The sequence below is a fragment of the Cupriavidus basilensis genome (genome assembly GCF_029335485.1).
Taxonomy (GTDB): Bacteria; Pseudomonadota; Gammaproteobacteria; order Burkholderiales; family Burkholderiaceae; genus Cupriavidus; species Cupriavidus basilensis_E.
Genome location: NZ_JARJLM010000568.1, coordinates 1 through 3773 on the forward strand (window position 1 = coordinate 1; position 3773 = coordinate 3773).

Annotated in this window: 3 protein-coding genes; all 3 read right to left on the minus strand. The window is 70.0% G+C overall.

Features of this window, described 5'->3' with window-relative positions; translation table 11 throughout:
* Window positions 1-458 (minus strand): hypothetical protein (locus P3W85_RS35370; protein WP_276268181.1); only part of this gene is annotated, 458 nt, incomplete at its 3' end.
* 59 nt (window positions 459-517) lie between these two features.
* Entirely contained in the window at window positions 518-2239 is a 1722-nt protein-coding gene (locus P3W85_RS35375) for an NAD(P)/FAD-dependent oxidoreductase (RefSeq protein WP_276268183.1), read from the minus strand.
* A 42-nt stretch (window positions 2240-2281) separates the two neighbouring features.
* Window positions 2282-3773: polyamine aminopropyltransferase (locus P3W85_RS35380; RefSeq protein WP_276268182.1), on the minus strand; the 1492-nt coding region annotated here is incomplete at its 5' end.

The following is a 3773-nucleotide window of genomic DNA, read 5'->3' on the forward strand; positions in this document are numbered from 1 at the left end:
GGGCGCTGCTGCAGGGGGAGGTCGGGGTCGGGCAGTACGCCTGCCCGGTGCGCCGGCGCGCCGCTGCGGGCGAGCCCGGCGGCAAAGCGCAGCGGCGAGGCCGGCAGCAGGGATTCCGCGAGGTCGGCGCCAGACTGGGAGGGGTCTTGCGCGTCGCCGGCGTCGGCCGGGCCCGGGGCATCGCCAGGCACGGCCGCGTGGGTGTGGCTTTCGTCGGCGGCTTCGGCGGCGGAAGCATCGTCACGCGACGCTTGCATCACCAGGTTGCATGCCTCCTGCGGCGCTGCGCCGCTGGCCAGCGTTGCATTGCCGGCCGCGCACGCGCGTGCGTCTGCCCAACTCTGGAAGGGCAGGACGGCAAGCATCACTAGCAACAGCAGGAAGCGGATGGCGCGCACGTAGATAAGGGGGCTTTGGAGATCGCTGGGTCTGCGGGATTCGACACGAATCCTTGGCAAGAATTCTACAGGATGCGCTGGCGCGGTATGGTGTCGCGCAAGCGCCACCCGGTGACGCGCTAATTGAGAATCGTCCTTGCCGCGCGCGTGCCCCACCACGCGGCTTCCTCGAACACCGACAGCCCGGACAGGTCGGCGTGAGCGAACAGGATGCGGCCGTCGGCCGCGCGCAGCGCCGTGGCGCCGGCGTTGGCGAGAAACCCGGTTCGCGGTGAGGCCATGGCGTGGCCGCGCACGGTGATCTCGACCGCATCCGCGTGGCGCCAGAACGCGCGCCCGTAAGCCGTGTGGAGATCCGTGGTGGCGTAGTCCATCAGTTCGGCGGGCGCGGCTTCGGCCAGCCAGCGGCGTGTGTCGGCAACCGAGCGGGGAGGGCCACCCGCAGCGGCGGCGGCGTCGAGCGGGCAATAGGCGGTGAAGACCGTGGCCGCCGGCTTCGCCTGCCGGATCAGCTGGTGGGTGCTCACCACATAGCCCAGCCCGCGCCCGCCGTGCACCACGTTGTCCCAGGCCAGCGGCACGCCCGGCGCCTCCGGCGGGAAACCGCGCAGCCGGAAGCTCGACACCATCCACGGCGCGGTGGGCGGCAGGTGGCGCGCCGGGTCGAAGCCGAACTCGCCCAGCGGCGCCACGTGGGCCGCCACATGCAACGGCATCGCGCAGATCACGCGGCGCGCGCGGATGCGGCAGGTGCGCGGCGCCGATATGGGTGCACCCTGCGGCCACCAGGCGCACAGCACCGATACTTCCCGGCCCTGTTCCCGTACCTGCAGGGCGATGCCGGGCCGGCGCCAGGGCCGGGCGCCGGTTTGCGCCGCGCGGTATGCGTCGATGCGGGCGCACAGGCGCGTCACCATCGTGTGCAACCCGTCCGGCCATGTCAGCACCGCGCCGTCGGCGGCGTTATCCGCATGGCCGGCACGGCTGGCAAAGTAGTGCAGGCCGGCCCAGGCCGAGATCAGGTCGTGGCCGGCGCCGTAGTCGTCGCGGCAGCAGTAGTCCACATAGCCGTGCAGGGTCGGCGAGGTATAGCCTTCGGCCAGCATCCACTGCCGCATGCTCTGCCGGTCCAGCGCGGTCCAGGCCGGATCCTGCGAGGCCAGCGCCAGCGGAATGGCGAAGACCTTGCGGCCGTCGCTGCCACGTGCGCTCTTGAGTTGCCCGACGCGGACCAGGAAGCGCGCATGCTGGGTTGCCTCCGCATCCGGCACCGCATCGCTGGGCAGCAAGCCATCGCGCCACTTGCCGTCGAAGAACAGGCGCTCGTCCGGCGCATGCACCAGCGCGCGCTCGTCGAAGTCCGGCCGCGCGGCGAACGGATCGCGCAGGATCACGCCCGTGTCAGCCAGCATTTCGCGGATATGCGTCGATTCGGCAGACGGCAGCGGCAGATAGTGTGCGCCGCGCGGGAAGCGCAGGTCGTCCGTGCCGATGCCGCCAAAGTTGCCTGCCGCCGCGTTGCCGCCGAACTCCGGCCCGTCCACCAGCAGGAAATCGTGCAGCCCGCCGCGCGCCAGCTGCCATGCGGCGCTGAGCCCGGCCACGCCGCCGCCGAGGATGGCGACTTCGGTCACGATCTCGTCCTGCGGCGCCGGCCAGCGCGCGGCGTCGCGCAGCGCGTGGCCCTCGGCCATGCCGGGGCGCAGCACCAGCGGCGCCGGCTCGCGCAGGCCCACGCCGGCCAGGAAGCGGCTGGTCTCGCCGCCCAGCCGGTCGCAACCGGCAAGCAGGCTGAAGCCGGCGGCGCCCGCCCCGGCGATCAGGAAGCGGCGGCGGTCCATCGCGGCTGCGCTTGCTGACACGGTGGCCAGTGCCCTTCGGTTTCAGCGAATGACATTACGCCAGTCCTGCTCGAAATCGTGCACCAGCGTCTGCTCGTTGAGCCGGTTCGGCTGCGCCGCGCGCGGCGCCATGTCGGCGGGGAAGCGGAACATCAGCGCGGTGGAGTCGGCGTCGAGAAACCTGAGCGGCACGTCGTAGCGCGTCGGCGGCGCGTAGTCGGTGCGCTTGCCGGCCAGGATGAAACCCCACTCGCCAAAGGACGGCACATAGGCATGGTAAGGCCAGGTATGCAGCCCGGCCTCGCGCAGCGTGGCGTCGATATCCCAGAACGAGCGCGGGGCGAAATAGGGCGAAGTGGATTGCACCACCGCATAGCCCTTCTCGGCCAGGTGGTGCGACACCAGCTTGTACATCGGCACCGAGTACAGCTTGCCCAGGCCGAAGTTGGACGGGTCGGGCAGGTCGACGATGATGGCGTCGAACATGTCGTTGCGCTGCTCCAGCCATTGCGCGGCGTCGGCGTTGACCACCTGCACGCGCGCATCCTTGAGCGAGCCCTGGTTCAGTGCCACCAGCGGCGCGCTGCGCGAGAACAGCGTGGTCATGGCGGGGTCCAGGTCGACCAGCGTGACGTGCTCGATATTCCTGTGCTTGAGTATCTCGCGCACGGCCAGGCCGTCCCCGCCGCCGATCACCAGCACGCGGCGCGCCCACGGCAGCGCCTGCAGCACCGGGTGCACCAGCGCCTCATGGTAGCGATGCTCGTCGCGCGAGGAAAACTGCAGGTTGCCGTTGATATAGAGGCGCAGGTCGTCTTTCCAGCGCGTGATCACCAGGCGCTGGTAGGGCGTGCTTTCGCTATGGATGATTTCGTCGCCGAACATGCCGCGCTCGGCCCAGTGGGTGAGCCGGCCGGAGGCCAGGAAGCCGCCCGCCAGCAGTACCAGCACCAGCGAGGCGCGCAGCATGCGCGCCATGACCTGCTTCAGGTCCGCGCGGAAGATATGGATGGTGGCCAGCGCCACGCCGGCATTGAGCATGCCGAACAGGAAACCCGTGCGCGACAGGCCCAGGCGCGGCGCCAGCACCAGCGGGAACACCAGCGAGACCGCCAGCGCGCCGAGGTAGTCGAAGGTGAGGACGCGGCTGACCAGTTCGCTGAAGGCGGTGCGGCGCGCGTTGAGCACGCGCATCACCAGCGGGATCTCCATGCCCACCAGCACGCCGAGCACGAACACCATGGCATAGAGCGCGGTACGGAAGGGCGCCGACAGCCAGGCGAACACCACGAACAGCAGCGCCGCCGAGATGCCGCCCAACAGGCCGATCAGGATCTCGATATCGATAAAGCGCGCCAGCACGTCTTCATCCTTCACATAGCGCGACAGCCACGAACCCACACCCATGGCGAACAGGTAACAGCCGATGATGGAGGAGAACTGGAGGATGGAGTCGCCCAGCAGGTAGCTGGACAGGGCGCCGGCGATCAGCTCGTAGCCGAGCCCGCAGGACGCCACGATCAACACCGAGAGA

Excerpts from the sequence above, each read along its gene's own strand:
- P3W85_RS35375 (WP_276268183.1), bottom strand. The coding sequence starts at position 2,239 with ATGGACCGCCGCCGCTTCCTGATCGCCGGGGCGGGCGCCGCCGGCTTC.